Annotated in this window: 19 protein-coding genes and 1 pseudogene; 12 read left to right on the top strand and 8 right to left on the bottom strand. The window is 69.9% G+C overall.

Features of this window, described 5'->3' with window-relative positions; genetic code table 11:
* Positions 1–46: 46 nt before the first annotated feature.
* Positions 47–2,140, bottom strand: a complete 2,094-nt coding sequence (locus HUA75_RS01170; protein ID WP_174485316.1) for a thioredoxin domain-containing protein — start codon at positions 2,138–2,140, stop codon at positions 47–49.
* Positions 2,141–2,264: 124 nt separating this feature from the next.
* Here HUA75_RS01170 and HUA75_RS01165 point away from each other — a divergent pair, with 124 nt between their 5' ends.
* The 4 genes from HUA75_RS01165 to HUA75_RS01145 all read left to right on the top strand — a co-directional run bounded on the left by HUA75_RS01165 (position 2,265) and on the right by HUA75_RS01145 (position 5,919).
* Positions 2,265–3,635: a glycosyltransferase family 39 protein gene (locus HUA75_RS01165; RefSeq protein ID WP_174475818.1), complete on the top strand. Its 1,371-nt coding sequence runs from the start codon at positions 2,265–2,267 to the stop codon at positions 3,633–3,635.
* Positions 3,636–3,720: 85 nt separating this feature from the next.
* A complete protein-coding gene (locus HUA75_RS47665) occupies positions 3,721–4,419 on the top strand; it encodes a peptidoglycan-binding protein (RefSeq protein ID WP_217442055.1) in 699 nt (232 codons plus the stop codon).
* 62 nt (positions 4,420–4,481) lie between these two features.
* A complete protein-coding gene (locus HUA75_RS01150; RefSeq protein WP_141647555.1) occupies positions 4,482–5,024 on the top strand; it encodes a DUF350 domain-containing protein in 543 nt (180 codons plus the stop codon).
* Between the two features lie 22 nt (positions 5,025–5,046).
* The gene (locus HUA75_RS01145) at positions 5,047–5,919 is read left to right on the top strand and encodes a transglutaminase-like domain-containing protein (RefSeq protein ID WP_254625332.1); all 873 of its coding nucleotides are present in this window, start codon (positions 5,047–5,049) and stop codon (positions 5,917–5,919) included.
* Here HUA75_RS01145 and HUA75_RS01140 read toward each other — a convergent pair.
* Both HUA75_RS01140 and HUA75_RS01135 read right to left on the bottom strand, forming a co-directional pair.
* Positions 5,916–6,656, bottom strand: coding sequence for a tRNA(His) guanylyltransferase Thg1 family protein (locus HUA75_RS01140; RefSeq protein ID WP_254627337.1), 741 nt, complete (start codon positions 6,654–6,656; stop codon positions 5,916–5,918). The two genes, HUA75_RS01145 and HUA75_RS01140, sit on opposite strands and share 4 nt — an antisense overlap.
* A gap of 13 nt (positions 6,657–6,669) precedes the next feature.
* The gene (locus tag HUA75_RS01135; protein ID WP_141647553.1) at positions 6,670–7,146 is read right to left on the bottom strand and encodes an ATP-binding protein; all 477 of its coding nucleotides are present in this window, start codon (positions 7,144–7,146) and stop codon (positions 6,670–6,672) included.
* A gap of 303 nt (positions 7,147–7,449) precedes the next feature.
* Between HUA75_RS01135 and HUA75_RS01130 the strand changes: the two genes are divergently transcribed.
* From HUA75_RS01130 to HUA75_RS01105, 6 genes are all read left to right on the top strand, one after another.
* The gene (locus tag HUA75_RS01130) at positions 7,450–9,771 is read left to right on the top strand and encodes a S8 family serine peptidase (RefSeq protein ID WP_174485315.1); all 2,322 of its coding nucleotides are present in this window, start codon (positions 7,450–7,452) and stop codon (positions 9,769–9,771) included.
* A gap of 120 nt (positions 9,772–9,891) precedes the next feature.
* A complete protein-coding gene (locus HUA75_RS01125) occupies positions 9,892–11,805 on the top strand; it encodes an AAA domain-containing protein (RefSeq protein ID WP_174485314.1) in 1,914 nt (637 codons plus the stop codon).
* Positions 11,806–12,029: 224 nt separating this feature from the next.
* Positions 12,030–12,209 carry a hypothetical protein gene (locus HUA75_RS01120; RefSeq protein ID WP_141647550.1) on the top strand — a complete coding sequence of 60 codons (180 nt, stop codon included), beginning with the start codon at positions 12,030–12,032 and terminating at the stop codon, positions 12,207–12,209.
* Between the two features lie 43 nt (positions 12,210–12,252).
* On the top strand, positions 12,253–13,110 hold the full coding sequence (locus tag HUA75_RS01115) for an alpha/beta fold hydrolase (protein ID WP_174485313.1): 858 nt from the start codon (positions 12,253–12,255) through the stop codon (positions 13,108–13,110).
* A 221-nt stretch (positions 13,111–13,331) separates the two neighbouring features.
* Positions 13,332–16,340: a choice-of-anchor D domain-containing protein gene (locus HUA75_RS01110; protein ID WP_141647548.1), complete on the top strand. Its 3,009-nt coding sequence runs from the start codon at positions 13,332–13,334 to the stop codon at positions 16,338–16,340.
* A 106-nt stretch (positions 16,341–16,446) separates the two neighbouring features.
* Positions 16,447–17,814, top strand: coding sequence for a serine/threonine-protein kinase (locus HUA75_RS01105; RefSeq protein ID WP_246137676.1), 1,368 nt, complete (start codon positions 16,447–16,449; stop codon positions 17,812–17,814).
* A gap of 104 nt (positions 17,815–17,918) precedes the next feature.
* Here HUA75_RS01105 and HUA75_RS01100 read toward each other — a convergent pair whose 3' ends face one another.
* From HUA75_RS01100 to ttcA, 4 genes are all read right to left on the bottom strand, one after another.
* A complete protein-coding gene (locus tag HUA75_RS01100; RefSeq protein ID WP_141647547.1) occupies positions 17,919–18,281 on the bottom strand; it encodes a GFA family protein in 363 nt (120 codons plus the stop codon).
* A 121-nt stretch (positions 18,282–18,402) separates the two neighbouring features.
* Positions 18,403–19,227 (bottom strand): phosphate/phosphite/phosphonate ABC transporter substrate-binding protein, encoded by an 825-nt coding sequence (locus tag HUA75_RS01095; RefSeq protein ID WP_174485312.1) that lies wholly within the window; start codon positions 19,225–19,227, stop codon positions 18,403–18,405.
* Positions 19,228–19,239: 12 nt separating this feature from the next.
* A complete protein-coding gene (locus HUA75_RS01090) occupies positions 19,240–20,064 on the bottom strand; it encodes a TerB family tellurite resistance protein (RefSeq protein WP_141645938.1) in 825 nt (274 codons plus the stop codon).
* Positions 20,043–20,906, bottom strand: a complete 864-nt coding sequence (gene ttcA / locus HUA75_RS01085) for a tRNA 2-thiocytidine(32) synthetase TtcA (protein ID WP_174457573.1) — start codon at positions 20,904–20,906, stop codon at positions 20,043–20,045. The genes HUA75_RS01090 and ttcA overlap by 22 nt, the downstream gene beginning before the upstream one ends.
* Positions 20,907–20,971: 65 nt before the next feature.
* On the opposite strand from ttcA, the gene HUA75_RS01080 reads away from it, so the two are divergent.
* Together HUA75_RS01080 and HUA75_RS01075 are read left to right on the top strand one after the other, a co-directional pair.
* Positions 20,972–22,138: a ribonuclease D gene (locus HUA75_RS01080; protein ID WP_174485311.1), complete on the top strand. Its 1,167-nt coding sequence runs from the start codon at positions 20,972–20,974 to the stop codon at positions 22,136–22,138.
* Between the two features lie 122 nt (positions 22,139–22,260).
* Positions 22,261–24,990, top strand: a complete 2,730-nt coding sequence (locus tag HUA75_RS01075; protein ID WP_174485310.1) for a M1 family metallopeptidase — start codon at positions 22,261–22,263, stop codon at positions 24,988–24,990.
* On the opposite strand, the pseudogene HUA75_RS01070 reads toward HUA75_RS01075, so the two are convergent.
* Positions 24,984–25,565: pseudogene (locus HUA75_RS01070) on the bottom strand (O-methyltransferase); the annotation flags it as partial. The gene HUA75_RS01075 and the pseudogene HUA75_RS01070 sit on opposite strands and share 7 nt — an antisense overlap.
* Positions 25,566–25,667 lie beyond the last annotated feature (102 nt).

The following is a 25,667-nucleotide window of genomic DNA, read 5'->3' as shown; positions in this document are numbered from 1 at the left end:
GGGCCCGCCCATTCAGAGCGCGGGCCTCAAGTTCCGCGCTCGCCGTCTACGTACCCTTGGGAGTCTCCGTCAGGCGCTCGGCCAGTTCCTTCGCGTCCGTGCGAGGCCGCTCGCAAGCAAAGCCCCGGCACAAGTACGCGGCGCCCTGCCCGCCCACCGGCTCGCGCCCCTCGAACAACTCCTTGAGCAGCGAGGGCGCGGGCTTGCCCGCCTCCTTCCAGCCGAAGGCGAACGTTGGCGCATAGACGTGGTTCGCCGCGCTCAAGAGCGGCGCCACCGCGCCGCGTGAACCTGCGAACGTCACCCCCGCCGCGCCGTCCAGGAGCGAGTCCGCCGCGAGCCCCAGGTAGCCGTAGCCCATCGCATTGGCCACCAGGCCCTCGCGCATCTTCCCCACGTACTTCGCCGGAAGCTCCAGGTGCCGCTCGTTGCCCGTGAGCGCGGCCAGCGCCACCTGTGCCTCCGTCAGCGTGGACGCCCCGGACGGAAACGCGTTGTCGAACAGGCCATAGGTCGCCACCACCAGGTCCTTCTGTCCGCGTGGCGCGGTGAAGTACGCCCGCTTCTCCTCATCCCAGAACAGCTCCACCGCGCGCTTCACCAGCGCCTCGGCCGCCTCCAGGTACTTCACGTCGAACGTGGCCTGATAGAGCGCAGTGAGCCCCGAGGCCAGGTCCCCATAGTCCTCGAGGAAGCCATCGATGCGCGCCTGCCCCTCCTGGTACGAGCGTGCCAGCCGCGTCCCGTCCCACATCTTCGCCAGCACGAAGTCCGCGGCGGACACCGCGAGCTTCGTCCAGTCCGGACGCTCGAAGACACGCGCGGCCAGCGCCAGCCCGCGAATCATCAACCCGTTCCAGCCCGCCAGCAGCTTGTCATCCCGGCCCGGCTTCACGCGCTTCTCGCGCGCCTCGAACAACACCCGACGCGCCTCCGACAGCTCGCGCGCGACCTCCTCCACCGGCAGGCTCCGCTCGCGCGCCAGCAACTCCGCTGGCACCACGACCTCCAGCACCGTGGCCCCGTGCTCGAAGTTGCCCTGGGACGTGACGCGGAAGTGACGCGTCACCAGCTCCGCGCGCGCCGGAGGCAGCACCGCCTGAAGCTCCTCCGGACGCCACACGAAGAACTTCCCCTCCTCGCCCTCGCTGTCCGCGTCCTGCGCCGCGTAGAAGGCCCCGCCCGCGTCGGTCATCTCGCGGCGCACGTACTCCACCGTCTCCTCCACCACCTTGCGCCACAGCGGCCGAGGCTCCACCTGCTGCGCCTCCGCGTACAGGTGCACGAGCTGCGCGTTGTCGTAGAGCATCTTCTCGAAGTGCGGCACCAACCACCGCGCATCCACCGAGTAGCGATGGAAGCCGCCACCGAGCTGGTCATAGATGCCCCCCAGCGCCATGCGCTCCAGCGTGAGGAACACCGCGTCCCGCAGCGGCGCGCCGCCCCCACGCCTCCAGGCGCGCAGCAGCAGGGAGAAGTTCATCGGGTTGGGGAACTTGGGCGCGCCGCCGAAGCCGCCATGCACCAGGTCCACCTGCTGCACCATGCGCTTGCCCATCGCCACCACGTCCGCCGCCGTCAACACTCCGGGCGCCGCATCAAGTCCGTACGCGGCCAGCTCGCCCAACCCCTCCTCGAACTGCTCCGCCTGCCGCTTCACTTCCTCGCGCTTGTTCTCCCACGTGTCCCGCAGCGCCATCAGCAGCCGGGGGAAGCCGGGGCGCCCGTAGCGGTCCTCGGGCGGGAAGTAGGTGCCGCCGTAGAAGGGCTTCAGGTCCGGCGTGAGGAACACCGTCAGCGGCCAGCCCCCACCCTGCCCCAACAGCTGCACCACGCCCTGGTAGATCTGGTCCAGGTCCGGCCGCTCCTCCCGGTCCACCTTGATGTTGATGAAGCCCTCGTTCATCAGCCGCGCCGTCTCGGGCGACTCGAAGGACTCGTGCGCCATCACGTGACACCAATGGCACGCGGAGTAGCCCACGGAGAGCAGGATGGGCTTGTCCTCCGCCCGCGCTCGCGCGAGCGCCTCGTCCCCCCAGGCAAACCAGTCCACGGGATTGCCGGCATGCTGGCGCAGGTACGGCGACGGCTCCTGGGCCAGACGGTTGGAGGAACCTGACGACGGAGGGTGGGAGGACATGCGGACTCCAAGCAAGGGACGGCCACGGCACGGCATACGGAGCCCGGGAAAACACGGCAAGCCCCAAGGGCACAACCCTCCACTGGAGAACGGGAGCGAGGTACGCTGGGCCCAAGACGTGAGCATGGTTTCCCCCGCCCCCGCCCCGCCCACCCCCGTCGGCCTCGGCCTCAAGACGTGTCTCACCCTGCTGGGCGTCGCCCTCGCGGTGAGAGTCGTGTTGGCGCTCGGCACCGACGTCTACTTCGACACCGCCTACTACTGGCAATGGGCCCAGCGGCTCGACTGGGGCTACTACGACCATCCGCCGCTCATCGCCTGGCTCATCGCCGCGCTCGGCATCCACGGCACCGCGTTCCTCTGCGGCACCGGCACCGTGGTCGCCGTGTGGGGACTGGCCCGGGACGTGTACCAGAGCCGTGAAGCCGCCTGGCGCGCGGCGGCCCTGTGGAGCGTGGTGCCCGGAGGCATGGTGGCCGGCGTCTGGGCCACACCGGACACCGCCCTGCTGCTGCTCTGGACGCTCGCGCTGTGGGCGCTGTGGCGCGAGCGCTGGCTCTGGGCGGGGCTCGCCTCGGGCCTCGCGGTGCTGGCCAAGTTCCCCGCGGTGCTGCTGGGCGTGGCCTTCCTCGTCACCGCGCTGAAGCACCGACGCCTGCCCCGAGGCGCCTGGGGCACCGGCGCGCTGGCCGCGCTGTTCCTCGTGCCAGTGTTGCTGTGGAACGCACGGCACGACTGGGTGGGCATCGCCTTCCAGCTCCGCCATGGCCTGGAGGGACAGGGCGGGTGGAAGACGCTGGGCGAGTTCCTCGGAGGCCAGTTCGCCTTCGGCGGTCCGGTCATCTTCCCGCTCGCGCTGGTGTACGCGCTGCGAGGGCCTCGCGAGCAGTTCCTGCTGCGCATGGCGGCCCTGGTGCCCCTGTTGTTCTTCGGCTACGCGGCGTCGCGCGCGCGAGGCGAGGTCAACTGGACGACCATGGCCTACCTCTCCGTGTGCGTGGGCGTCGCGGGCATGCGGCGCCCCTGGCAGCTCGCGGCGGCGTTCTCCGGCCTCGCGGTGGTGCTCGCCGTGACGCTGCACCTGTTCTTCCCCATGCTGCGCTTCAAGCGCGATACGGCCCTGTGGCGCACGCACGGCTGGGAGGTGCTGCGCGCGCTGTCCGCACCCGAGAAGCTCTTCCCCGAAATGAAGCCAGGCGACGTCGTCGCCGTGTACGCCGGCAACTACCAGCTCGCGTCAATGATTGCCCACTACTCGGGCATCCCCGTGGGGACCGCGGGCCTGGTGCGCTTCAGCCAGTACGACGTGTGGCCCGAACCCCTCGTCCCTCCGGGAAAAGATGTGCTCTGGGTGGAAGAGGATGGGCCCCTCCCGCCGCCCGCGTTGACCAGTCATTACGAGTCAATGGAAGACCCAGCCGAGCTGGTTGGAACTTTCCAGGGCCGCCGTCTGCATTTCTTTCGGGTGTGGTGGGTGCGGGGCAAGAAGCCCTGACCCTCCCCGGAGGGCATGACAACTTCCAATCGCAGTCATCGATAACCAGGGAAACCGTCTTTACTCATTAAGCGGGGTCCCCCTCATGTCGACTGTGTCCAGTGCGGGTTCGCGCCGAGTCGCCACCGCCACCACCGCCGCGGCAGCCACGCCTCCCACCGTGCGTCAGGGCTCCAAGGGCGCGACGGTGACAACGCTTCAGAAGAAGCTGGCCGCCGCGGGCTTCAACCCGGGCCCCATCGACGGGGACTTCGGGCCGAAGACGCGCGCCGCGGTGCTTTCCTTCCAGAAGGCGAAGGGCCTGAAACAGGACGGAATCGTCGGCCCGAAGACCTGGGGCGCGCTGAACGCGGGGGGCGTGAAGCCTCCACCCAAGCCGCAGCCAGGGACGAAGGGCACCGCGGAGGCGTTCGTCCAGAAGGCGCTCGCGCAGAAGGGAGACCGGTATGTCTTCGGCGCGGAGACGAACCTGAACGACCCCAACCCGTCCAAGTTCGACTGCTCGGAGCTGGTGCAATGGGCCGCGCACCAGGCGGGCGTCTCCGTCCCCGACGGCACGATGAACCAGGTGCCGTACTTCAAGCAGAAGGGCACCACCATCTCCGTCGACGAGGCCCTGCGCACGCGCGGCGCGCTGCTGTACCGGCCCGGCCACGTGGCCATCAGCCTGGGCGACGGGCGCACTATTGAAGCGCGAGGCTCCGCGTACGGCGTGGGCATCTTCAACGCCAATGGCCGAGGCTGGACGTCCGGCGCGCTCATCCCCGGCCTCAAGTACGGGTGAGCCGGGGACGACGGGTGTAGAGTGCGGCCACCGGCGCTCCCATGGCGCCGGAAGTGCTCCGCATGGACCTCGCCCTCTTCCTCGTCGGTCTCGTCAAAGTCGTACTGGGCGGCCTCGTCGCCGCGCTGGGCATCTGGCTCGCGCTGCGCGGCCTGAGCCGCATCCTCGGCACCAATCCGGTGGAGGAGCTGCGCCAGGGCAACACCGCCGCCGGCATCGTCCACGCCACCAGCCTCGTGTCGCTGGGCATGCTCGTGCAACACGCGGTGCAGGCCACCTCGGACGCGGTGGACCTCACCGTGCGCACCCAGCCCTTCCATCCGATGATGGCGGGCAAGCTGCTCGCGGTGGCCGCGTTGCACGTGGGCCTGTCGCTGGGAGTCGGCGTCGCGGTGCTCGCGCTGGGCATCCTCCTGTTTGACAGGATGACACCCGGCATCGATGAGCTGGCGGAGGTGCGCAAGGGAAACATCGCCGCCGCGCTCATCCTCTCCGCCATCCTCCTCGTCCTCGCGCTGCTGACGGCGCCAGGGCTCCAGGCGGCCCTCAACGGGCTCATCCCCTTCCCCCAGCTTCCCGAGGGGACGATGGTCGCTCCCGGATAGCGGGAGGGCGTTCGTCGAGCCCATGTCCACCAGCTCCGGCATGAAGATGGCCTTCAAGCTGCTCCTCGCCCTGCTCGGCGTGGGGAGCTGCCTGTGCTGCTGTGGCCTGGGGATGATGGGCCAATTGGCGGACATGAACGTGCGCTCGAACGTGCCTGTCCCGCCCGTGGGCGAGGGCGCGGTGGAGCTGGGCACCGTGCTGATTCCCGCCGACACGTCGCTGTCGCGCGCGCGCACGTATGACTGGAACGCGGAGAGCATCCATCCCCCGGGGAACCGGCTGACGTACGGCCTGGGCGACACGCTGGACGCGTGGCTGGAGGACCAGCACAAGGTCTTCGGGCGCAGGCTTCGCTACCGCTCCCTCGGCGGTGAGCGCTTCACGTATCAGCCTCCGCGCGGCTGCTCGGCCGACATGCGGTGCATCTACGAGGAGCTGATCCGCAGCAACGAGGGGCCGGTGAAGGCGCTGGGCGAGCGCTTCGTTACGTCCGTGCGCGAGCGGAACCTGGACTCCGCGCAGGCCGCGCAGCTCATCCTCAACTTCGTGCAGCGCATCCAGTACGAGCTGCCCCTGGACGAGCCCTTCGGCATCATCCCCCCCGCGCTGGTGCCCGCGCGCAACAAGGGCGACTGCGACTCCAAGGCGGTGCTCGCGGTGATGCTGCTGCGGCAGGTGGGCATCGACGCGGTGATTCTCTACTCGGACCCGCTGGCCCACGCGGCGGTGGGCGTGGGCCTGCCGGGCACGGGCACCCGCATGCGTCACGGTGGGCGCACCTACCAGTACGCGGAAGTCACGGCCGAGGGCTGGCCGGTGGGCATGATTCCGCCCAAGTACGACAAGCCCCGGCTGTGGCGGGTGATGGCGCTGGAGTCCAGCACCTCCGGCTAGCGCGCCTCCACGGGGGGCGCGGCGAGCACCTCGCGCAGATACCGCTCGTACGCCTCCTTCATCGGAAGCTCCGAGTCCACCCCGAGCCGGCGGCGCGTCGTCAGGTGGCGTGAGCCATCGCGAGGGTCCACGCCTTCCTTCGTGTAGTGCTCCCAGCGGATGGCCGAGCCCCGGCGCTGCCAGAGCGCCAGCTCGTTGAAGTTGATGCCCCGCTGGAAGAGCAGCTCGTGCTTGAAGGACACCGGACGCCCGTCCAGCTCGCGCGTGGCCTGCGCCGCGCTCAGCCCCTCCTTGCGCAGCGTCCAGTAACACCAGCCGTGCAGCGAGCACCGCGTGCCATCCGCCTGGCGCCACGCGAAGTAGTCCAGCACCGAGCGCTCATCCGCGCCCAGCCACACGCGCCCGTCGAACACGGCCGGAACGCCCAGCGCGTGCGTGAAGGTGGCACTCGCGAGGCCCGCGGACAGCGACACCAGCTTCTCCACCTCGCGGTCGTACAGCGACCAGTCCGGCCGGAAGAGCACGGAGATTTCGTCGCTCTGCGTGTACGCGTACGCGCCCTGGAGCTCCTCCAGCAACGCGCTGGCCGTGCGGACCATCAGCCGGTGGAAGAGCGGGTCGAAGGGCTTCTCGAAGCGCTCCTGCGTGAAGCGGGAGAAACCGCGTCCATCCACGCGCACCACCGCCCACGCTCCAGGCAGGAGGCGCAAGTCGTGGAACATCTCGCCTCGTCGCATCCTCTGGGCCAACTCATCCGGGTCCCACATCTCGCTCCTCCTTCCAGTCCTCGACGATGAAGCCGCCGTCGGCGGCCCACTTCACGTGGGACAGCGAATCGAAACCTTCCTCGATGCTTGGCCGCCGCAGGCACTTCACCGTGGCGTACAGCGCCACCTCCGGCACCCTGGCACGGCCCTCTCGTTTCGCGTTCCGTGCCAGGCAGTCCGCGAGCCGCGACTCGAAATAGAAGCCGAGAACTCGCGCACCCTGCTCGTGCCCCAGGGCGATGAGCGGCGCGCGCTGCTCCAACGTGGGGTGCGTATTGTCCACCACGACGGAGCGCCCCGCGCTCAGCGCCTCGACGATGAGCCCGCGCTGCCGGGCCTCCTTGCGCCGCGCATGCGGCCACAGGTCCTTGCTCACCAGCACGTGCGTGTCCGCGAAGCGGCGCTGGAAGAAGCGGCTCTTGCCGGAGGCCTGTAACCCGATGAAGAGGATGAGTTCCATGATGGAGCCCCTCCCGACGCGACGCCCGAGCCTCGGCTGACGCTCGGCACGAGCGCTCCGGTGAGGGCGACCTCAGAGAGCACGGCACCTCTAGCGCGCACGTCTACCCGACGCTCCGCGCGCTGTGTGGCTTTGCACAGCCCACACGCCCGCCACCCCGATTGTGTTGATTTGGCTCGATTATCTGGATTAACAATTAAGTCTCGAATTACACAAATTCAAGAGCTGTCGTAATCCGCCGCTCGGACTGGAGCAGCAGGCGGCGGGAGCAGCACGAAGCGCAACCCGAACAGGAGACACCGAATGGAAACCCCCTTCTCGTCGTATGCGGGACGCTGGCGTCGGCTCTCTGTCATGGCCCTGGGCTGGGGCCTCCTCGCACCGCTGCCGGTGCTCGCGGCGTCGAAGCAGCCGTCACGCGCGGGAGTCGAGCGCGGCGCGGCGCTTCCCGCGCGCATCGTCGACACGCTGGCTGCGAGCGCGGCGCGGCCCGCCACGGGCCTCGCGGCCTCGGTGAGCGGACGTCACGCGCTCGTCACGGGAACAGGCCGCGTCTTCCACCGCACGGACAACATCATCCATGCGCTGAGGACGCTGGCGGTCCCCAAGACGCAGTTGCAGTTGCACGTCTGGGAGGAGGAAGGCGCGGACGGACAGCGCCAGGACTTCTTCGCCTACAGCCGGGGCGGCACGGAATTGGTGGGCCGCGCGCAGCCCACGACGTACCAGGTCCGCCTGGAGCATGCGCGCTTCGACCCGCTGCGCGAGGCGGTGCCGCTGGTGGCGGGCCTGCTGGCCGCGGACGCGGAGAACACGCTGTCGCTCGTGCAGCTCCAGGCGACGCCACTGCCGGAGCTGCGTGAGGCCCTGGAGCGAGAGGGCGGCAAGGTGCTGCGCTTCCTCACGGACCACACGTTCCTGGTGGAGATGAGCGCGGACACCCGCAAGCGCGTGACGGAGCTGCCCTTCGTGCGCTGGGTGGGGCCGTACCATCCCGAGTACCGCGTGGAAGGCGTGCTGCGCGATGCCCTGACGGGGCGCGCGGCGCGACTGGAGCCGCAGCGCTACTCCATCATGGTGGGCGAGCGCGGCGCGGAGCGACAGGGAGAGGTCGCCGAAGCGGTGCGCAAGCTGGGCGGCACGGTGGAGCTCATCGAGGCGGGAGGCCTGCGCCTGGAGGCCACGCTCACCCAACCCCAGCTCGAGCGGCTGGTGCGCTCCAATGCGGTGCAATACATCGACCGCTGGGGTGGGCCGGGTGAAGTGGACATGAACAACGTGCGCGAGGTGGGCGGCGCCAACCACATCGAGAAGTACGAGGCCTGGACGGGCCAGGGCGTGCGCGGGGAAATCTTCGACACCGAGCTGCGCACGACCCACCAGGAGTGGGCCACTCCTCCCCTCATCCACAGCACGTCCGCCGCTGGCAGCGCGCACGGGACGAGCTGCTACAGCATCAACTTCGCCAGGGGCGTGGACCTCAACGCGCGTGGCCTGTTGCCCGACGGCCAGGGCATCTTCTTCCTCTACAGCCAGTCCAGTCAGTTCGGCGGCCCCAAGTCCCGCTACGACATCAACCGCGAGCTGACGGACCCGGCGGGCCCGTACCGCGCCGTGTTCCAGACGTCGAGCGTGGGCAGCGCGCTGGGCACCGCGTACACCACCATCTCCGCCGAGGTGGACGACTACCTGTTCAAGCACCCCATCCTGAGCACGCAGTCGCAGAGCAACTCCGGCACGCGCAACTCGCGGCCCCAGGCGTGGGCGAAGAACATCGTCTCCGTGGGTGGCTTCTACCACTACGACAACGCCACCCCCGGGGATGACCGGTGGAACGGTGGCGCCAGCATCGGCCCCGCGGCCGACGGCCGCATCAAGCCGGACCTCTCGTTCTTCTATGACGCGGTCCGCTCGGCCAACAACTCGAGCAACACGTCGTACTACAACTTCAGCGGCACCAGCGCGGCCACCCCGCAGACGGCGGGCCACTTCGGCCTCATGTTCCAGATGTGGCACGAGGGCGTGTGGGCCGGCTTCGGTGGCGGGACGGATGTCTTCGACAGCCGCCCGAAGATGGCCACCGCCAAGGCGCTGATGATCAACCTGGCGTCCCGCTACGAGTGGCTCCTGGGTGGCAACAACGGCGACCTGACGCGCGTGCGCCAGGGTTGGGGCCATGCGGACCTGGAGCGCCTGTACACGCGCGCCGCGCAGACGAGCATCATCAACGAGACGGACAACCTCCTGCCCCTGGGCATCAACACCTATTCGGTCGCCGTGCCCCAGGGTGAGAAGGAGTTCAACGTCACCCTCGTCTACACGGACCCGGCGGGCACCGTGGGCGCCGCGCAGGCACGCATCAATGACCTGTCGGTGCGCGTGACGTCGCCGTCGGGCGTCATCTACTGGGGCAACAACGGGCTGTCCGCGGGCAACGTCTCCACGCCCGGCGGTGTGTCCAACACGGTGGACACCGTGGAGAACGTCTTCGTCCGTGAGCCCGAGGCGGGCAAGTGGACGGTGGAAGTGCTGGGCGACCAGATTGTCCAGGACACGAACCTGTCGACGCGCGCCATCGACGCCTTGTACGCGCTCGTGGTGAGCGGCGGCCTCATCCAGCCGTAGTCGTCCCCCGACGTCGGGTGGGCCGGTGTTCCCTCGCGGGGCACCGGCCCGCCCACCGCGCGACACGGCGCCATCCGAGACACTGGCCGTCGTCGCGCCCGGGTGGCATGACAGGGCCCCATGGCCCGTGACGTCTCCTTCTTCGACCAGCTCGGCTCACTGCTCGCCCGCGAGCGCGAGGCCGAGAAAGCCCGCCTGGCCACCCTCGCCGAGGGCCTGTCCCTCCATGAGCGCGAGGAGCAGGGCCTGTCCGTCCTGGACCTGGAGACCGTCGAGGAGGAGGTCGGCCTGGGTGGCCGCGTCCTGCTCACGCTGGCCCGGGCCGACCGCGCGCGCCTGCCCTCCCGGCTCCACAACGGCGACCTCGTGGCCGTGTTCCCCCGCCGAGCCGAGGTGAGCGAGCCCGCGAAGGCCCTCATCTCACGCGCCAGCGCCACGCGCCTCCAGCTCGCCTTCGACCGCTCGCCTCCGCCGTATGTCCACGAGGGCCTGCTGCGGCTGGACGTCGTCCCCAACGACATCACCTACGAGCGGATGCGCAACGGCCTCCAGCGCGTGAAGGCGATGGACAAGGGCCTGGAGCGCCGCAAGCGCGAGGTCCTCCTGGGCAACGAGCCCCCGCGCAGCGACACGCCCCGCCCCTTCGAGGCCGGCCGGCCCCTCAACCCGGAGCAACTGGACGCGGTGGGCCGCGCGCTCGCCGCCGAGGACTTCTTCCTGGTTCACGGCCCGCCGGGCACCGGCAAGTCCACCGTGCTGGCGGAGGTCGCCGCGCAAGCCGTGGCCCGGGGCCAGCGCCTCTTGTGCACCGCCGCCAGCAACGCCGCCGTGGACCACCTCTTGGACCTGTGCCTGGCCCAGGGCCTGCGAGCGATTCGCGTGGGCCACCCCGCCCGCGTCGCCGCCCGGCTCCAGGAACACACGCTGGACATCGTCGTGGAGGAGCACCCGGACCGCATCATCTCCAGGGACCTCTTCGACGAGGCGTTCTCCCTGCTGGGCTACGCGCGGCGCCAGCGCACCCAGGGCCGCAGCCGCGAGCGCTTCTCCAACGCGCGCTCGTCCACGACGGAGGCCAAGGCGATGCTCGACGAGGCCCGCGCGCTGGAGCGCAAGGCGGTGCGCTCCGTGCTGGCCAACGCGGACGTCGTCTGCGTCACGCTCGCGAGCCTCGAGTCGAGCGTGCTCTCCGGCGAGAAGTTCGACCTGGCGTTGCTCGACGAGGCCACCCAGGCCACCGAGCCGCTCGCGCTCCTGGGCTTCCTGCGCGCGCCCATCGTCATCCTCGCCGGAGACCCGCAGCAGCTTCCCCCCACCGTGCTCTCCCAGGAGGCCGCCCGCGCGGGCCTCGCGGTGAGCCTCTTCGAGCGGCTGCTCGCGGACCACGGCGACGGCGTCAAGCGCATGCTCCGCGAGCAGTACCGGATGAACACGCGCATCATGGACTTCCCCTCCCGCGAGATGTACGGCGGCGAGCTGCGCGCCCACCCGTCCGTCGCGGACCGCACGCTCGCGGACGTCCTGCCTCCCGACACGCAACTGGACGCCCCGCCCGTCCTCTTCCTCGACACCGCGGGCAAGGGCTTCGATGAAGAGGTGGAGCCCACCACCCGCAGCCTCTTCAACACCGGCGAGGCGGACCTGGTGGAGGCTCGCGCCCGCGCGCTGCTCGCGGCCGGCCTGTCCCAACGGGAGCTCGCGGTGATTACCCCCTACAGCGCCCAGGCCCACCGCCTGCGCGAGCGCCTGGAGTCCTTCGCCCCCGACGTCGAGGTGGACACGGTGGACGCGTTCCAGGGCCGGGAGAAGGACGCCATCCTCGTCTCCCTCACCCGCTCCAACAGCGAGGGACAGGTGGGCTTCCTCAACGACCTGCGCCGGATGAACGTCGCCCTCACCCGCGCCCGCCGACACCTCTTCGTCGTGGGCGACTCCGCCACCCTCAGCGCGCATCCCTTCTACGCACGCTTTATCGAAGGGACTCAAACGACCGAGGACTACCGCTCCGCCTGGGAGTGGCCGGACGCCCTCTGAAACATCCAATCCCTCTCAGTGATACAGGTCTCGCCTGACCCAGCCCTGGGGTACTACGCAAGGACTGTCAGGGTCATGATCCAAAATTTGTCGCCTGGGCGAACCAAATTTGTCACCTGACCCTCTCCATGCGGGGTGCAGTGCCCGGATATCGAGCATTTGGCTCCAAACCCGCTGTCGGGCACGAGACGTGCTTGTGCCCCAGGGTGGGGAGGAACCGCCACATGTCTCAGCGGCCGAATGTCACGAAGGAAAACGACGTCTGGGTACTCCGTATCGAGAAGGAGAACGGGAGGGTCCAGGAGTATCGCTGTGCGACGGAGAATCAGGCGCGGCAGCTCGCGCTGGTGATGTCCAAGCCCGATACCGGGGCGCCGCCACGGCCTCCCTCGCCGCCGCGCTAGAGACAGGACACGCGCTGGGGTAAGCCACGGGGAGGAGCCGCCCGTGTCCACCTCGCTCGAATCCCGCTTCGTCGACGCCCAGGGTCTGCGCCTTCACGTGCGCTGGCGCCCGGGCGCCGACACCGCGCCCGCCGTGCTGTTCCTCCACGGCTGGCTGGACCACTCCCACAGCTTCGATGGCGTCATCGAGCATGTGCCCGCCCATTGGCGACTGGCGCTGCTCGACTTCCGGGGCATGGGCCAGAGCGCGCACGCGCCGCCCGAGGCCCACTACCAGTCCGGTGACCACCTCCTGGACATGGAGGCCGCGCTGGATGGGCTGGGGCTGGGCAAGGCGCACCTGGTGGGCCATTCGCTGGGCGGCATCGTCGCGCTGACGTACGCGGCCGTGCGGCCGGAGCGGGTGCTTGGCCTGTCGCTCATCGAAAGCATGGGTCCCACCGGCGGCCCGCCCGAAGTCGCGGTGGCGCGGCTGCGAGGTTTCCTGAATGACTCGCGCCGGCCCCCGAATCGCAAGCGCTACCCGGATGTGGCGTCCGCGGCTGCTCGCCTGCGCGAGAACAACCCTTCCTTGCCGGAGGCCGCCGCCTTGCATCTGGCCGAGCACGGCACCGAGCCGTACGAAGGGGGGGTGGCCTTCACGTTCGATTCACGACACCGTCGCCGCTTCGCGCAAGGGTACGACGAAGCACAGTGGCTCGCGCTCCAGGCCGCGCTCACCTGCCCGGTGCAGCTCATCCGGGGCCAGGAGGGCCTGTGGCCCGACGCTCCGAAGTTGGATCGCCGGGTTCTGGCCCTGCGCACCCTCGTGGCGCCCCCTCAAATGATTCCGGGGGGACATCACGTGCATATGGAGCAGCCCGCCGAAGTCGCCCGCGCACTGGCCGACTTCATCCGCTGAAGAGGCCCGCACCGGTCAGAACCCCTGGAAAACTCTTTCACCTTCCAGGGTAACTCCGTTCCCTCCGCGGCCCTCTCCGGCGACTGCGCATCTCAACCCCTTGAATTCAGGACACCACCCTAGGTCCCACGGGTTGGTATGCGAATTGGAGAGAGGGAAGTCGGCGGATCACGCACCGGACCCAGACGGGTGCGTGTGGGGAGAAGGGTGAGGAGCGGACAATGGGGATGGGGTTGAGGGGGCGAGTCCTCGCGTTGGCGGTGCTCGTCGCCACCGGACTGGTCGGCTGCCACGAGGGTGATGAGACCCGCGCGGTGCATGCGACAGCGGTGGTGGACATGGACGTGCTCGACTTCGGGGAGGTGCCGGTGGGCGAGTGGCGGGAGCGCGAGGTGCGCATCCGCAATGTCGGCTATGTGCCCTTCTTCGCCATCGAGGCACTGGCCATTGTCGGCAACCCCTCCTACGAGGTGGAGCTGGCGGAAGGTGGCGGCCGGGTGATGCCGGGCGAATCCCATCTGGTGCGCGTGCGCTTCCATCCGCTCGGCGAGGGCGTGACGGAAGAGACGGTGTACGTCTCCACCGACGCCAACCAGGGCGCGCAGGCGCAGGTGCGCGTCACGGGTCTGGGCACGCCCACGCAGATTGTCATCGACCCGCCGGTGCTCGACTACGAGACGCTGGAGGTGGACAGCGAGCGCAACCTGGAGGTCACCATCACCAACCCGGTGGACCTGCCGCTGACGCTGGCGGTGCGCGGCGACTGGCCGGACCCCTTCACGCCGGACACCATCACCATTCCTCCCCTGTCCTCGCGCAAGGTGAGCACGCAGTACCTGCCGCGAGCGCTGGGCGCCATGGACGCGCGACTGGAGGTGCGCTCGTGCGAGACGTGTACCGCGTCGGTGGTGGACCTCAAGGGGCACTCGGTGGCCACGGCCTTCGTGTTCGACCCGGCGCCGGTGCCGTTCGACCTGATTCCGGTGCATGAGCGCACGCAGTCCTTCACGCGGGCGCGCAACATCACCTGGCGGCCAGTGACCATCGCCCAGCTCGTCACCAGCGACCACGCCTTCGTGCCGCTCTCCAAGCCGGAGGGCTCCACGGTGGCGCCGGGCGAGGTGGTGGAGCTGAAGATGGAGTTCGCCGCGCGCTTCTCCGGCCCCAACGTGGGCGACCTCAAGGTGCACTACGCCTCCGACAAGCCTCGGCGGTCGGAGGTCATCCTGGACGCGCGAGGCGGCCGCCCCACCCTGGCGGTGACGCCGGTGGCGCTGGACTTCGGAGAGCTGCCGGTGGGCGGCAAGGTGGAGCGGGTCATCCGCATCTCCAACGCGGGCACCAACGGCTCGCTGCGCTTCGTGGGCGTGACGGCGGACGGCGCCAGCACCCAGTTCAGCGTGGACGTGCCCACGCGCGGCACGCAGCGCTATCCGTGGACGGCGGGCGCGTGGCCCGCGTTCGAGTCCGGCGGTCTGGAAATCGCGCCGGGCAACGACGCGCTGGAGCTGAAGGTCTACTTCGAGCCGACGTCGGAAGGCAGCTTCCAGGCGCGGCTGCGCGTGCGCTCCGACGACGTGTTCAACCCGGAGCGAGAGGTCATCCTGACGGGTCGGGCACGCACCAGCGGACCGTGCGTGTACGAGCTGCTGCCCCAGCCGGTGATGGACTTCGGCAACGTGGTGCCGGGCCGAGGCGCGGTGCTGGGCTTCTACTTCCGCAACCCGGGCCGCGCGGAGTGCGCGGTGAAGGACGTGCACCTCTCCAACGACGCGAATGGCGCCTTCTTCATGCCGGGCGGCAAGCTCACCGGTGGCGTCGTGCTCTACGACACGGCCTTCAGCGCCATGGTGGCCTTCCGGCCCTCGGCCGAGGGTGAGTACACGGGCGAACTGAAGCTGACGGTGAACAACCCGGCGGCGCCCACCGTGACGCTGCCCCTCAAGGGCGTGTCGAAGGCGAGCTGCCTCGTCGCCACGCCCGCCTACGTGGACTTCGGCCCCATCCGCTACGACTGCGCCGCGGCGCCGCGCAAGACGTACATCGCCAACCGGTGCAGCGAGCCCATCACCGTCACGGGCGCCGACATCGGCAATGGCACCAGCACCCAGTTCTCCCTGCTGACGCCCATCACCCAGCCGCGCACGCTGCTGGCCGGCGAGGGCTTCGAGCTGGAGGTGGACTACGCGCGCAACGTGCTGGGTCAGCACTACACGCCCATGTACCTGCGCGCCGCGAACGAGGCCGCGCCCTTCCTGGTGCCGCTGATTGGCGAGACGAACCACGAGGGCATCCAGGTGGACCGCTACACGCAGGGCACCGACAGCCAGCTCGACGTGCTCTTCGTGGTCTCCAACACGACGACCATGGACCCGTACCAGGAGCGCCTGAAGTCGGCGATTCCCGGCTGGCTGGACTACGCGCGGCAGCAGAACGTGGACGTGCGCGTGGGTGTCACCAGCACGGGCCTCGTGCAGCGCGGGCCCCAGTGTGGGGGTGGCGCCAACGGCGGCGAGGCGGGCCGACTGTTCCCGGTGGACGGCAACCGCGCGCGGGTGCTCTCCAGCAACAGCCCCAACGCGGCGGCGGGGCTCCAGTCCAACATCGACGTGGGCCTGTGCCACAACCTGGTGCAGGGCCTGGAGACGATGCGCCAGGCGCTCTCCGCGCCCCTGTCCGAGCAGACGGACGACCCGCGCACCGCGCAGCCCAACGACGGCAACTGGGGCTTCACGCGGCCAGCGGCGAGAATGGCGGTGGTGGTGCTGGCGGACGAGGACGACAACTCGGGCTTCGTGCCGGACAGCTACATCCAGTTCCTCCAGACGCTGAAGGGCACGGGCATGTCACACCGCAGCCAGCTCTACGCGCTGGTGCCCACCGACAGCCGCTGCACCACGGCGGGCAGTGACGCGGACCGCTTCGTGGCGGTGGCGCGTGGCACGGGCGGCCGGGCGGAGTCCATCTGCGAGGGCGACTACCGGCCCCTGCTGGACTCGGTCATCCAGCGCGCGGGGGACCTGCAGGCGGACTTCCCGCTGACGGCGGAGCCCGCGGGCGCCGCGGAGATGACGGTGCGCGTGCAGGGCCAGTCGGTGCCGGAGGCCCAGTGGTCGTATGACGAGGATGCGAACGCCATCGTCTTCGGAGGCGCGGCGGTGCCGAGGCCCGGACAGACGGTGGAGGTGCGCTACCGCAGCGTGTGCAAGGTACCGCCCGCCGCTCCCTGAGGTATGGCGCCCCGCATCCGTCTGGATGCGGGGCGCTGTCGTCGCGGGGAAATGACGCGGCGCGGGCTTCCGCACGTGGCCCCGGCACGGCTATCCTGGCGCGGACGTGGAGACATTCGGCCGCTACGAGCTGTTGCGGAAAATCGCCATCGGCGGGATGGGCGCCGTCTATCTCGCGCGGCAGAAGGGGCCGGTGGGCTTCCAGAAGCTGCTGGTGGTGAAGCGGCTGTTGCCCCACCTGTCCGAGGACGACGAGTTCATCGAGATGTTCCTCGACGAGGGGCGCATCGCCGCGCACCTCAACCACCCGAACATCGCCCAGATTTACGACCTGGGTGACGTGGACGGGCAGTACTTCATCGCCATGGAGTACGTGCATGGCGAAGCGGTGGGGCCCCTGGGACTCAGGGCCCAGCAGCGCAAGCTGTCGATTCCGCTGGCGCTCAAGTGCCGCATCATCGCGGACGCGGCGGCGGGGTTGGATGCGGCGCACAACGCGCGCAGCCCGTCGGGCCGCAAGCTGGCGTTGATCCACCGGGACGTGTCTCCGCAGAACGTGCTCGTCGGCTACAACGGCGGCGTCAAGATCATCGACTTCGGGGTGGCGAAGGCGTCCGGGAAGTTCTCCCAGACGGTGGTCGGCACCATCAAGGGCAAGCACGCGTACATGTCCCCGGAGCAGGCGCGGGGCGAGCCGCTGGACCATCGCTCCGACATCTTCGGGCTGGGGACGGTGTTCTACGAGCTGTTGACGCACCAGCGGCTGTTCAAGCGCGACACGGAGATCGCCACACTCAAGGCGGTGGTGGGGACGAAGATTGTTCCCCCGTCGGAGCTGTCGTCGGACATCCCCAAGGAGCTGGACGCGATTGTGCTCAAGGCGCTGGCGCGCAAGCGCGACGAGCGCTTCGCGTCGGCCGGCGAGGTCCAGCTCGCGTTGGATGAGTTCCTCGTGCAGCACAAGCTGCACGCGACGCCGGCGCACCTCGCGGCCTTCATGCAGGACACGTATTCGGAGGAGCTGGAGGAGGAGCGGCTCGCCGCCGAGCCCACCGTCATCCACTACGACCCGCGCATCGCCGCACGCCAGCAGGCCGCGGCAGCGGCAGCGGCGGCGGGTGACACGGGCAACCATGCGCAGAAGGCCGCGCCGCGTGCGGCGCAAGTGCCTCCGCGCAAGCCGGGGAGCTCATCGCCCTCCGCGCCGGCCTTGCCGTCGAAGCCTCAGGGGAGCGTGTCCTCGTCGTCGACCTCGCCCATGGGGCCTCGACGCGCGGGGGCGGTTTCCTCGACGACCGCCGCGCCTGTTCCGCGAAGCCAGGGCACCAGTGGCGGCTCGCCGGCTCCGGTTGCTCCGGCCAGGGGCGGCACGGGCTCCGGCAAGGCGCCCTCGCCTCCTCCCGGCCGAACGGGTTCCGCGCCCAAGCGCGTGCCGACCCGCCCAGGCCCTCAGGGTGAGCCCGAAGACTCGTAGCCAGGTGCGGGTGAGTCCGGGCCCGGGTTGAACGCCGGCCCCGTCTGAGACACCCACTTGCCCGGGACACGGGAAGCCCGTGCCCGAGGGTTCCACTCACCCGCTCAGCGGTTCTTGCCGTCGAACTGCATCGTCTTCACGTCGCCCAGGTCGACGCCGTCCAGGCAACGCACGTTGATGGCCGCCATCTCCGAGCCGTCCGGGCCCACGCCACGCGCGAAGGAGCGCACGCCACACTTCGAGCAGAAGACGTGGTGGATGACCTTCTTGTTGAACTGGTAGTCCGTGAGGGCCGCATCCCCGGAGCGCAGCGTGAACTGCGCAATCGGGGTGAAGCTCAGCATGGAGCCCGTCTTCTGACAGATGGAACAGTTACACGTCACCGCGGGCTGGGAGAGGTCCAGCTTCACCTCGTACCGAACCTGCCCACAGTGACAGCCGCCTTCGTAGCTCTTGAGGTCGCTCATGCGCGGCATCCTGCACCGCCTCCCCGGAGCCACCCACGCGAAATCGCGCGCCGCGCCGCGCCAAACGCGAGCCGCGAAACGACTCCGTCACGTGCCGTGCGGCCGTCCGTGAAACGGCCTGCTACAGGCTCGCGAGCGCCACGCGATACAGCGCGCGGTAGCCCATGCGCGGCGCGGGCTCGAAGCGCTCCGCGTTGAAGATGTCCTTCAACAGCGACACCCCGTCCGGCGAGGACTGCAAGGCCAGGAGCGACGACTCCAGCGCCGTCACCACCTGAGGCTGAAGCCCCATGGCCACCGGCACCCCGTCATTGGGCGCCTCGTCCGTGTAGGCGATGAGCTCGAAGCGGCGCCCCGCGCCCGCCCCCAGCACATCCTCCACGCCCGTGCCGTACGTCAGCCCCGTGGAAGACGGCGGGCAGAAGACGCTCGTCACGTCCGCCTTGCCCTCCAGCACCGACTCCAGCGCGCCCCGGTAGGAGCCCGTGAAGTGCTGCGCGAAGAAGGCCCGCGCGGGCTCCAACCCCTGCGCCTTCAGGTAGGCCGTGGGCAGCAGGTAGCCCGCCACCGAATCCCGGTCCACCCACGCCGCCGTGGTGCCCTTGAGCCGCTCCACCGTCAGCCCCGCCCCCGCCCGGCACACCAGCGCCGAACGGTAGGAGGACATGCCCCGGCGCACCCCGCGCACCACCACCCGCACCCCCATGGCCTCCATCCGCGCGCACACGAACGGAGGCGCCCAGGCCGCGTCCGCGCGCCCGGAGAGCAAATCCTTGGCGAGCGTCTCGTAGCTGGACGCGACGCTCACCTCCACCAGCTTGCCCAGCGCCCTCTGGAGAAAGGCCGCCAGCCGGTCCGCGCGCTCTCGCGCCGTCTCGTTGCCCAGGGACGGCGGCAGACCGAAACGGAAGGAGTGCCTGGAGGTGGAAGGGACTTGAAGGGTCATTCTGCCCCCTGATTACCCCTCCCTGCCCAGTCGCGCCACTTCGTCGTCAGCAAGACCGAACGTCGCCTGGAGCATGTCCAGGATGCGCTGCTCCGGCAGGCTGGGCTCGCCCCCCGCGTGGGCGATTTTCGTGGCCAGCCGGAACGCCTTCACCCGCTGGGTGTGCGTCGTCAGGCCGTGCGCCAGGACGTGGAGTCGCTGGGGCAGCCCCTCGGCGGACAGCGCCGCCACCGACTCGCTCACGAAGTTCTGCGCGCGCTCCGGGCTGACGTTCTCGAAGAGGGGGTCCGCCGCGAAGCTCTCCACCAGCGCCCGGGCCTCGGCCTCCTTCAGCCGCCCGTCCGCCGCGCTCACCAGCACCATGACCTCCGCGTACAGCCGCTCCAGCGGCTCTCCCAGGGCCTCCGCCAGGCTGCCGCCGTTCTCGATGACGTCGATGATTTGGGCGACCTCGTCCTCGGAGATGCCCAACGCGGCCTGGAACGTCTTGAGCAGCCCCAGCTCCGTGCGGGTCGCCCGCTGGTCCGCCAGCGCCACCGCCGCCGCCAGTCCGAAGGCCAGCATCCGGTTCTTGTGGTCCGGCAGCCTGCGCCTGAGCGACGCGAGCACGTCCTCCAGGTTGCGCGCCTCGGACAGCCGCGCGGCGCTGGTCTCCACCAGCGCGTTGAGCTCCTCGGGACGCGTGCCCTCGAACTCCGGCCGCTCCAGCACGCGGCTGAGCAACGTCTGCATCTCCCGCTGAGACACACGGCCGTCGGCCATCGCCGCCAGCAACATCGCCTCCACCAGCGCGGCGTTACGTTCCTTGCGCGCGCTCACTGCCTGCTCTCGAGCCATGGACTGGCTCCCCCTTGCGTGTCCTGCGTGTCTTGAGTGGGCGCCGCCGCGACTTCCGCCTCGCTCGCGTTCAGCGGGTCGGGGTTGAGCGCCCGGTCCAGCAGGTGCGACGGCCGCACGTTGGCCATCGCGTTGAGAAGGCTCTGCCGGACGTTGGGAATCTCCTTGCCCAGGTCCTCCACCAGCCGCTGCATCCGCTTGCGCTGGAGGTTCTCCTGCGTGCCGCACAAATCGCAGGGGATGATGGGGAAGGCCTTCAGCTCCGCGAACTTCGCGATGTCCTTCTCCGGCGCGTAGCACAGCGGCCGGATGACCACGTTGCGCCCATCATCGCTCTTGAGCAAGGGCGGCATCGCCTTGATGGAGCCGGCGAAGAACATGTTGAGCAACAGCGTGTGGATGAGGTCGTCGCGGTGGTGGCCCAGGGCAATCTTGGTGCAGCCCAGCTCCACCGCCGCCGTGTAGAGGATGCCCCGCCGCATGCGCGAGCAGACCGAGCACTGCGTCTTGCCGGGGGGCGTCTTCTCCAGGACGATGCTGTACGTGTCCTCCTTGAGGAGCTTGTACGCGTAGCCCTCTCGCTGGAAGTACTCCTCCAGGATGTGCCCCGGAAAACCGGGATGTCCCTGGTCCAGGTTCACCGCGAGCAGGTCGAACTTCACCGGCGCGCGGCGCTGCAGCTCCCGGAGCAGGTAGAGCATGGTGTAGGAGTCCTTGCCTCCGGACACACCCACCATGATGCGGTCCCCGTCCTCGATGAGGCGGTGGTCCGCGATGGCCCGGCCCATGTGGCCAAGCAGACTCTTTTCCAGGCGCTGGACGTCATTCATCGGCGTGGCCATCCTAGCGGCGGCCCGGGAAAAAACACGTCATTCAGGCGGTCCGGTCCGCTAGCCTGCTCAGCTCGATGCCTACCTACCCGCAGGGTGACGTGGACGTGGTGGATTCCGCCGGGGCCCAGAGCGCCCTCCAGAAGCTGGGGGCGGCCCGCGAGCTGGCCGTGGACCTGGAGGCCGACTCCATGCACGCCTTCCGCGCCCGGCTGTGCTTCCTCCAGGTCGCAACCGACGACGACGTCTTCCTCTTCGACACGCTCCAGCCCGGCGTGGAGGCCCGGCTGCTCGCCCCGCTGCTGGCCGACCCGGAACGCACCAAGTACTTCCATGCCGCCCAGGGCGACCTGCAGTTCCTGGCCGAGGGCGGGGTGCGGGTGCGGGGCCTGTTCGACACGCACCGGGCCGCCACCCTGCTGGGCTGGCCCAAGGTGGGACTGGCGGACGTGGCCCGGGAGAAGCTGGGCGTGGAGCTGCCGAAGGAGCATCAGCAGTCCGACTTCTCGCTGCGCCCCCTGCCCCCGGGCATGCACACCTACATCGCCAACGACGTGCGCTACCTGTGCGAGCTGGGCCGGCAGGTGCGCGAGTCATGCCGCGAGGCGGGCATCCTGGAAGAAGTGGTGCTGGACTGCGACAGGCTCTGTGACGAGGCCGTGGCCCGGCCCGACGTGGGCGCGGACTTCAAGCCCAAGCTGCCGCGCTCCGGGCTGTCCCCCACGCAGCTGACGCTGGCGAACGCGATTGCCCATGCGCTGCACCGCAAGCGGCTGGAGTGGGCGGAGCAGGAGAACGTCCCCATGGGGCGCATGCTCTCCAACATGGCGCTGGCGGATATCGCCACGCGGCTGCCCTCCACGCCCAAGGACCTGGCGCGCGCGGCGGGCGTGCGAGGCGCCTTCGTGCGCGCCCATGGCGACGAGGTGCTCGCCATCGTCCGCGCGCAGTTGGAGAAGTCGCGCAACGGGGAGCTGCCCCAGGAGCGCGAGAACAAGGGCCCCAAGGACACCAACCGCCGCAAGCGCGAGGACGCGCTCAAGGCGTTCCGCGTGGAGAAGGCCACCGAGCGCAAGGTGACGCCCAGCGTGGTGCTCACCAACCCGCTGATGGACGCGCTGCTCGCGCAGCCGCCCCGGAGCCTGGAGGAGCTCGGACAGGTGCCCTACTTCGGTGACAAGCGGCTGCAGTTGTACGGCCCCGCCCTCATCGAGCTGCTGGCCGCCTTCCCCGTCGTCGGCTGAGGGCCCCACCGCGCCACCGCGTCACATCTGACACCGCGTCTAAGCGCTACCGTCGCGGCGGAGGCGGTGATGGAATGACCTCCGTCACGAGTCGCCCTTGGTCTGGCGGACGGAGCTTCCCGATGCGGTTCGGACACCCTGGCGCGGTCATCGCCCTGTTGCTGGCGCTCCTCCTCGCGGGCTGCGCGGGCGGCGCCCGTGAAGCCGCGGCGCTGACGCCCCCACCCATGCCTCGCCCGCGCGTCGTGCCTCCGCCCGTGGAAGACGCCCGCGTCCTCACGCCGCCGGGCCTGCGGCTGGACTGGCACGCGCGGCCCACGCGGCAGACGGTGACGCTGGAGCTGGACCCTCGCCAGGAGACCTTCCGAGGCATCGTGGACGTGGAGCTGTCGCTGTCCGAGCCCACGCGCGCGCTGTGGCTCCACGCCTCGGAGCTGACCGTGAGCCAGAGCCACTTCCGCGTAGGGGACACGCGGGTGTCCGCGGAGGCGCTGCCCGTCGGGGAGGACCTGCTCGCCTTCATCCCGCGCGAGCCGCTCCAGCCCGGCCCCGTCACGCTGCACGTCGAGTACACGGGCCGCGCGTACGACAAGGAAGACAGCGGCGTCTTCCGCGAGCAGGACAACGGCCACTGGTACGCGATGACGCAGTTCCAGCCGCTGTACGCGCGGCGCGCGTTTCCCTGCTTCGATGAGCCCGCGTTCAAGATTCCCTGGGTCCTGACGTTGCGCGTGCGTGCGGAGGACTCCGCCTTCGCCAACACGCCCGTGCGCGCCGAGGAGGCGGGGACGGACGGCTGGAAGACGGTGCGCTTCCAGACGACTCCGCCGTTGCCCACGTACCTGGTGGCCTTCGCGGTGGGCCCCTTCGAGGCGGTGGACGCGGGGCGGGCCGGACAGAACGGCGTGCCGGTGCGCATCGTGGTGCCCAAGGGCCGCGCGGCCGAGACGACCTGGGCCGCGTCCGTCACCCCGCCCCTGCTCGCGGAGCTGGAGACGTGGTTCGGCACGCCCTACCCCTACCCGAAGCTGGACGTGCTCGCGGTGCCGGGGCTTCTGGGGGGCGCGATGGAACATCCGGGCCTCGTCACCTTCGGCGCGCCGCTGGTGCTCGCGGAGCCGGGCAAGGACACCGTGTGGCGCCAGCGCGGCTTCGCGGAGACGCAGGCGCATGAGCTCGCGCACCAGTGGTTCGGCAACCTCGTCACCCCCGCGTGGTGGGACGACCTGTGGCTCAACGAGTCCTTCGCGGACTGGCTCGCCTTCAAGGTGGTGAAGCGCTGGCGTCCGGAGTGGCGTGGAGACATCCGCCGCGTGGAGGCCCGAGGCCACGCCATGCGCGAGGACTGGCTCGTCACCGCGCGCAGCATCCGCCAGCCCATCGAAGCGCCCGGTGATATCCACAGCGCCTTCGACGGAATCACCTATGGCAAGGGCGCCGCCGTGCTCGCCATGTTCGAGTCCTGGGTGGGAGCCGACACATTCCAGCGCGGCGTTCGCCACTACCTGCAGGCCCACGCGCGCGGCACCGCCACCACCGAGGACTTCTTCCAGGCGCTGTCACTCGCGGCCGGGCGGGACGTCGCGCCCGTGTTCTCGTCGTTCCTGGACCAGCCCGGCGTGCCGCTCGTGGCGATGACGCTCCAGTGCCCCAAGGAGGGAGCGCCGCGCCTCGCGCTGGAGCAGCGGCGCTACCTGCCGCTCGGGGCCCGGGACGCGGCGGGCTCACGGCCCTGGCAGGTGCCGCTGTGCGTGCGCTACGCCGTCGGCGCGAAGGAAGGCCGCGTCTGCACGGTGCTCACCGAGCCCACGGGCACACTCGAGTTAACCGAGGCGAAGGGGTGTCCCGACTGGGTCCACCCGAACGCGGACGCGCGCGGCTACTACCATGCGCTGCTGCGCGGAGACGGGCTGGAGCGCCTCACGCGCCAGGGCGGACGGCAGCTCACCATCCCCGAGCGACTGGTGCTGATGGCGGACGCGCAGGCGCTGCTCTCCAGCGGCGAGCTGGACGTCAGCCAGGCGCTCACGCTGGTGGCTCGGCTGGGCGAAGGGGGCTCGGACCTGGTGAACAGCGCCGCGGGCGTGGTGGGCAGCGTGCACACGGACCTGGTTCCGGATGCACTCCGTCCGCACCGGGCGCGCTTCGTGCGCGGACTCTTCGGAAACCGCGCGCGTTCGGTGGGCTTCGTCTCCCGTCCCGGCGAGAGCGAGGACCTGCGACTGATGCGCCCCACCCTGATGTGGATGGCGGCCACCGAGGGCGAAGACCCGAAGCTGCGCGCGGAGGCTCGCCGCCTCACGCTGCGCTGGCTCGAGGACCGGACCGCGCTGCCACCCGAGGACGCCGCCACGGTGCTTCAGTCCGCCGCGGTGGCGGGAGACGCCGCCCTGCACCAACGCCTGCGAGACGCCGCGCGCACCGCCGCCACGGAGCAGGAGCGCGGATTGCTCTTCGGTGCCCTGGGCAGCTTTCGCGATGCAGCGCTGGCGCGCGCCAGCCTGGAGCTGCTGCTGGACGCGAAGGTGGACACGCGCGAGGCGCTGGCCATCCTCTTCGGTCAGCTCTCGGAGGCGCACACGCGCGAGGTGGCCTTCGGCTTCCTGCGCGAGCACTTCGACACCCTGCGCGAGCGACTGCCCAGGGACCTCTCCACGTGGCTGCTCTCGGGTGGCGGCTTCTTCTGCGACGCCGAACACCGTGAAGAGGTGGCGCGCTTCTTCGGTCCGCGCGCGCGGGACTTCGAGGGCGGCGAGCGTGCGCTGGCACAGTCCCTGGAGCGCGTGGACCAGTGCATCGCCCAGCGCGAGGCCCTGCGGCCCGGGCTGACTCGCTTCCTCGCGCGCTACTGAGTCACCCGCTTGCGCGCGAGCATCATCCCGTCGCGCACCGTCAGCAGCACGGGCTCCACGCGCGCATCCGCGACGACCTTCGCGTTGAAGTCCACCACCGCGTGGTCCTGCGCGGACTCGGGACTCAGCACGCGCCCGGACCACAACACGTTGTCCGCGACGAGCAGCCCTCCGGGACGCACCAGCGGCACCACCGCGTCCCAGTACGCGCTGTAGCCCCCCTTGTCCGCGTCGATGAAGACCAGGTCGAACGGACCCCGCAACGTCTTCAGGGTTTCCAGGGCAGGCCCGAGTCGGAGCTGGATTTTCCGGCCATGCGGACTGCGCGCGAAGAAGGCGCGGGCAATCTCAGCCGTCTCCGGGTTGATGTCACAGGTGATGAGCTCTCCGTCGTCGGAAAGCCCCTCCGCCATCATCAACGCCGAGTATCCCGTGAAGGTCCCGATTTCCAGGACGCGCCTCGCACTCGTGAGCGAGACGAGCATTCTCAGGAAGGCGCCTTCGACGGGTCCGACCTGCATACCCGGAGAGGACGTGCGTGCGTGGGTGATGTCCTTGAGTTCCTCGAAGAGTGGCGCGGGTGCCGCGGTGTGCGCGCGGGCTTACTCTTCGATTTCGTCAGGGACGAGCGTGAGCTTGGGCATGGTGACCGTTTAACATCGGGCATCTCATGCCTC

The organism is Myxococcus sp. CA040A (genome assembly GCF_013336725.1).
GTDB lineage: Bacteria > Myxococcota > Myxococcia > Myxococcales > Myxococcaceae > Myxococcus > Myxococcus llanfairpwllgwyngyllgogerychwyrndrobwllllantysiliogogogochensis.
The sequence above is the reverse complement of the archived record's forward strand: the minus strand, read 5'-3'. Positions and strand labels throughout refer to the sequence as shown.

Coding starts and splice junctions, on each gene's coding strand:
- HUA75_RS01170 (WP_174485316.1), bottom strand. CDS start 2,140: ATGTCCTCCCACCCTCCGTCGTCAGGTTCCTCCAACCGTCTGGCCCAG.
- HUA75_RS01165 (WP_174475818.1), top strand. CDS start 2,265: ATGGTTTCCCCCGCCCCCGCCCCGCCCACCCCCGTCGGCCTCGGCCTC.
- HUA75_RS47665 (WP_217442055.1), top strand. CDS start 3,721: ATGTCGACTGTGTCCAGTGCGGGTTCGCGCCGAGTCGCCACCGCCACC.
- HUA75_RS01150 (WP_141647555.1), top strand. CDS start 4,482: ATGGACCTCGCCCTCTTCCTCGTCGGTCTCGTCAAAGTCGTACTGGGC.
- HUA75_RS01145 (WP_254625332.1), top strand. CDS start 5,047: ATGTCCACCAGCTCCGGCATGAAGATGGCCTTCAAGCTGCTCCTCGCC.
- HUA75_RS01140 (WP_254627337.1), bottom strand. CDS start 6,656: ATGCGACGAGGCGAGATGTTCCACGACTTGCGCCTCCTGCCTGGAGCG.
- HUA75_RS01135 (WP_141647553.1), bottom strand. CDS start 7,146: ATGGAACTCATCCTCTTCATCGGGTTACAGGCCTCCGGCAAGAGCCGC.
- HUA75_RS01130 (WP_174485315.1), top strand. CDS start 7,450: ATGGAAACCCCCTTCTCGTCGTATGCGGGACGCTGGCGTCGGCTCTCT.
- HUA75_RS01125 (WP_174485314.1), top strand. CDS start 9,892: ATGGCCCGTGACGTCTCCTTCTTCGACCAGCTCGGCTCACTGCTCGCC.
- HUA75_RS01120 (WP_141647550.1), top strand. CDS start 12,030: ATGTCTCAGCGGCCGAATGTCACGAAGGAAAACGACGTCTGGGTACTC.
- HUA75_RS01110 (WP_141647548.1), top strand. CDS start 13,332: ATGGGGATGGGGTTGAGGGGGCGAGTCCTCGCGTTGGCGGTGCTCGTC.
- HUA75_RS01100 (WP_141647547.1), bottom strand. CDS start 18,281: ATGAGCGACCTCAAGAGCTACGAAGGCGGCTGTCACTGTGGGCAGGTT.
- HUA75_RS01095 (WP_174485312.1), bottom strand. CDS start 19,227: ATGACCCTTCAAGTCCCTTCCACCTCCAGGCACTCCTTCCGTTTCGGT.
- HUA75_RS01090 (WP_141645938.1), bottom strand. CDS start 20,064: ATGGCTCGAGAGCAGGCAGTGAGCGCGCGCAAGGAACGTAACGCCGCG.
- ttcA (WP_174457573.1), bottom strand. CDS start 20,906: ATGGCCACGCCGATGAATGACGTCCAGCGCCTGGAAAAGAGTCTGCTT.
- HUA75_RS01080 (WP_174485311.1), top strand. CDS start 20,972: ATGCCTACCTACCCGCAGGGTGACGTGGACGTGGTGGATTCCGCCGGG.
- HUA75_RS01075 (WP_174485310.1), top strand. CDS start 22,261: ATGCGGTTCGGACACCCTGGCGCGGTCATCGCCCTGTTGCTGGCGCTC.